The sequence below is a fragment of the Micromonospora sp. D75 genome (assembly GCF_018070405.1).
GTDB classification, from domain to species: Bacteria; Actinomycetota; Actinomycetes; order Mycobacteriales; family Micromonosporaceae; genus Micromonospora; species Micromonospora chalcea.
The window spans coordinates 1-3,993 of record NZ_JAGPXV010000558.1 but is presented as its reverse complement, the minus strand read 5'-3'; the positions used below and the strand labels follow the sequence as shown (position 1 = coordinate 3,993).

3 protein-coding genes and 1 pseudogene are annotated in these 3,993 nt (G+C 75.0%); all 4 read left to right on the top strand.

Annotation, left to right across the window (positions count from 1 at the left end; translation table 11 throughout):
- Window positions 1–305 precede the first annotated feature (305 nt).
- Window positions 306–1,231, top strand: a pseudogene (locus tag KBX39_RS25365) (PaaX family transcriptional regulator).
- A gap of 76 nt (window positions 1,232–1,307) precedes the next feature.
- Window positions 1,308–2,561 (top strand): cytochrome P450, encoded by a 1,254-nt coding sequence (locus KBX39_RS25360; protein WP_210872862.1) that lies wholly within the window; start codon window positions 1,308–1,310, stop codon window positions 2,559–2,561.
- Between the two features lie 95 nt (window positions 2,562–2,656).
- Window positions 2,657–2,917, top strand: coding sequence for an acyl carrier protein (locus tag KBX39_RS25355; protein WP_030499102.1), 261 nt, complete (start codon window positions 2,657–2,659; stop codon window positions 2,915–2,917).
- Window positions 2,918–2,970: 53 nt separating this feature from the next.
- On the top strand, window positions 2,971–3,993 hold a 1,023-nt coding region (locus KBX39_RS25350; protein WP_210872860.1), incomplete at its 3' end, for a beta-ketoacyl synthase.

Sequence of the window (3,993 nt, the reverse complement as noted above, 5' to 3'; positions counted from 1 at the left end):
CACCAGGCCGGCCGCCACCAGCGACGCGGCCAGGGCCACCACCATCTTGGCTCTGATTCTCACGGAGACTCCTTCGATCGCCTGTGTGCAGGCGGGAATGAGCGGTCACGCGCCGCGCCGGCCGCCCGGACGGCAGCGGTGTCGCGCCTCGCTCACGGAATGTGGCTTGCCCGGCCCGGCTCCGCGCTCATATGGCACATAGTGTTCCCGTCGGGCGGTGAACTGTCAATCGAAGCACGCCGATATGCTGCGGCGGCGTTCGTCTAGAGTCGATGCTCCGTCCCTGAGCCGAGCCCGGAGCGCGTGTGCCAAGCCCGTTCGACATCGAGGAGATCTACCCGGACGAGGCGCCCACGCCACGGCTGCCCCGGCGGCAGGCCGGCACCTCGCCGCAGAGCGTGGCGGTGACCCTCCTGGCCGACTACACGCTGCGCACCCGGGCCCCGCTGCCGTCCGCCGCGATCGTCGAGCTGCTCGCCGAGACCGGGGTGACGAGCGCCGGCGCGCGCACCGCGATCAGCCGGCTGGCCCGGCGCGGCGTGCTGGAGGGCAGCCGGCAGGGCCGCAACAGCTTCTACCGGCTCAGTCGTGGCGCCGCCGCCGACCTCTCCGCCGGCGGCAGCTGGATCGTCGCCTCCACCGCCGACACGCAGGCGTGGGACGGGTGCTGGACGGTGGTCGCGTTCTCGCTGCCGCAGGACCGCGGCACGCAGCGCCGCGCCCTGCGCGGGCAACTGCGCTGGCTCGGCTTCGCGCCGCTGTACGACGGGCTGTGGATCTCGCCGTACGAGCTGGCGGAGCCGGCCCGGTCGCGACTGGCGCAGCTCGCGCCCGGCGCGGTCACCGTGTTCCGGGGCCGGCAGGACGCGCTCGACGTGACCGGCCAGCGCGCCCCCGTCGACGCCTGGGACATCGCCGCGATCAGCGCCCAGTACGAGGATTTCCTGCGCCGGTGGACCCCGCTGGCGTCCCGGCTGGAGTCGGTCGACGGTCCGGCGGCGGTGCGGGCCCGCCCCCAGGTGGTGAGCTGCTTCCGGCCGGAGGGCTGCGCCGGCCGGCCCGGGACCTGTTCACCGCCGTCTACGACGGACTGGCCGAACCCGCGCAACGGCACGTGCGGGCGGTCGTCGCGCGGTTCGCCGATCCGGTGCCGTCCGGCATCCAGGCGCACACGACCGCCGACATGCTCGCCGGCGTACGCGAGGACGCCTGCGGGGCGGGCCCGGACTGACCGCCGGCCGTCCCGTGGACACATCGGCGCCGGTGAGTCTATGGTCACGGGACTGCGGTGACCGCGAGGAGTGGCCATGAGCGTCCGCGTCTCCCTCGACGAGCTGCTCGGCGACGAGGTGCGGCGCGACCCGTACCCCTTCTACGCCCGGCTGCACGAGGCGGGGGAGGCGGCCCGGCTGCGGCCGGGCGACCCGCACGCGCTCGTCGTGCACGGCTACGAAGCGGTCAACCGGGTGCTGCGCGACCCGGTGTTCCGGGTGCTCGGCGCCGACTACCTGGACCGGGCCGGCGTCCGCTGGCGCCAGCACCAGGTGACCCGGATCCTGCAGTCGTCCATGCTCAACGCCGCCGAACGCGACCACCTCCGGGTCCGGCACCTGTTCTCCCAGGCGCTCACCCCGCGCCGGGTCGCCGCGCTGGAACCGGCCATCGGGCGCATCGCCGACGACCTGCTCGACCGGCTCGCCGAGGCGGGCGCGGACGGCCGGCCCGTCGACTTCATGGCGCGCTTCGCGCTGCGGCTGCCCAGCGACGTCATCGGCGAGCTGCTGGGCGTGCCGGAGGAGGACCGGGAGTGGTTCCCGCCCCGGGTCCGCGCGTTCGACGCGGTGCTGGAGATCGGCCGCCGGTCCATGCGCGAGGTCCGGGCCGCCAACGTCGCGGCGGCGGAGCTGACCGCGTACTTCACCGACCTGGTCGCCGCGCGCCGGGCGACCCCGCGTGACGACTTCGTCTCCGCGCTGCTGCGCGGCCTGGACGACGAACCCGGCCGGCTGACCGCCGACGAGCTGCTCGCCAACCTGATCATCATGTACAACGCCGGGTTCCGGACCACCGCGAACCTGCTCGGCAACGGGCTGGTGCTGCTCACCGAACGGCCGGACGCGCGGGCCGCGCTGCGCGCCGACCCGTCGGTGGCGGCGTCCTACGTGGAGGAGATCCTGCGGTACGAGCCGCCGGTGCACTTCGCGGTCCGGTACGCCGCGGCGGACACCGAGGTCGCCGGCCTGCCGGTGCCGGCCGGGCGGACGGTGGTCGTGCTGACCGGCGCGGCGAACCGGGATCCGCGCCGCTTCCCCGACCCGGACCGGTTCGACCCGTCCCGCGCCGACAACCGGCACCTGGCGTTCAGCGCCGGGCCGCACTACTGCTTCGGAGCGACGCTGGCCCGGGCCGAGGGGCGGCTGGTGCTGCCCCGCCTGCTGGACCGCTTCCCGGCGCTGACCGCCGAACCGGGGCCGCGCCGCGCGCTGATGCTGCGCGGGTACGACCGGCTGCCGGTACGGCTGACCGATCGGGTGCCTTGTCAAACCAACCTGATCGAGTAAGGTCGATGCTACGCGGAGTGTCCGCTCCGCGCCTCACAGGTTCCGTCGAGCAGGTCGAGCGCGCCGCCAGGCACCGTGGAAGGGAAACACCGGACATGACCGATGAGATCCGCGCGTTCCTCCTCGCCGCACTGACCGAGATGAAGTACGACGTCGGCGACGTCGACGACGACACCGTCTTCGGCCCGGCCGGGCTCGACGTGGACTCCCTCGGCCTGGCCGAGCTCGCGGTGCGGGTGGAGGACCGGTTCGGGGTCGCGTTCGACGACGACGAGGCGGAGGAGCTGGCGATGATGACAGTCGGCGAGTTCAGCCGCGCGGTCGCGGCGCGGATCGCCCCGGCCTCGGCGCACTGACCGATGCCAGGGCACGGCACCCGGCCGCGTCACGCCCCGGCGCGCCGGTTCCGGTGAGCGTGCGCGAACGGGTCACGGTCACCGGCATCGGGCTCGTCAGCCCGGTCGGCGCGACCGCCGCCGAGGTGTTCGACGCGGTCTGCGACGGCCGCTCCGGGCTCACCCGGCCACCGCACGACCATCCGCTGCACGGCGTCGTCGACGTCGCCGCGTTCGCCCCGGCGATCGATCCGGCCACCGTGCTGCCCGGCCCGGAGTCCCGCGTCGTGGACCGGTCGATAGTCATGGTGCTGCGCGCGGCCGAGGACGCGCTCGCCGACGCCGGACTGCGGATCGGCCACGACGTCGACAGCTACCGGGTGGCGGTCGTCGTCTCCGGCGTCGGCGGACTGTCCACGCTGGAGGAACAGGTGCTCGCCCGCGCCGGGCGCGGACGGTTCGGGGTCAGCCCGTACATGCTGCCCGGCACGCTGCCCAACATGGGCGCGGCCCGGATCGCGATCAAGTTCGGCATCCACGGCTACACCTCGTCGATCGGCACGGCGTGCGCGGCCGGCGCGCAGTCGATCGGCGAGGCGCTGCGCATCCTGCGCGCCGGCGACGCGGACGTGGTGCTCGCCGGATGCGCCGAGGCGCCGCTGTTCCCGACGTTCGCCGACGCGTTCGGCAACGCCCGGGCGCTCGCCCGCGGCTGGGCCGACCCGGCCGCCGCGAGCCGCCCCTTCGACCGCCGCCGCAACGGGCTCGTCCTCGGCGAGGGCGCCGGGGTGTTCGTGCTGGAACGCGCCGCGCACGCCGCCGCGCGCGGCGCCCGCCGGCACGCCGACGTGCTCGGCTGGGGCGCCACCAACGACGCCCACCATCCGACCACGCCGCGTCCGGACGGCGCCGGCGCGGCCCGGTGCATGCGCCTGGCCGTCCGCGACGCCGGTCTGGAGCCCGCCGACATCGGGTACGTCAACGCGCACGGCACCAGCACCCGGGCCGGGGACGCCGCCGAGCTGGCCGCGCTCGCCGACGTCTACGGCGCGGAAGCGCCGCCGCTGAGTTCGACGAAGGGCGTCACCGGGCACATG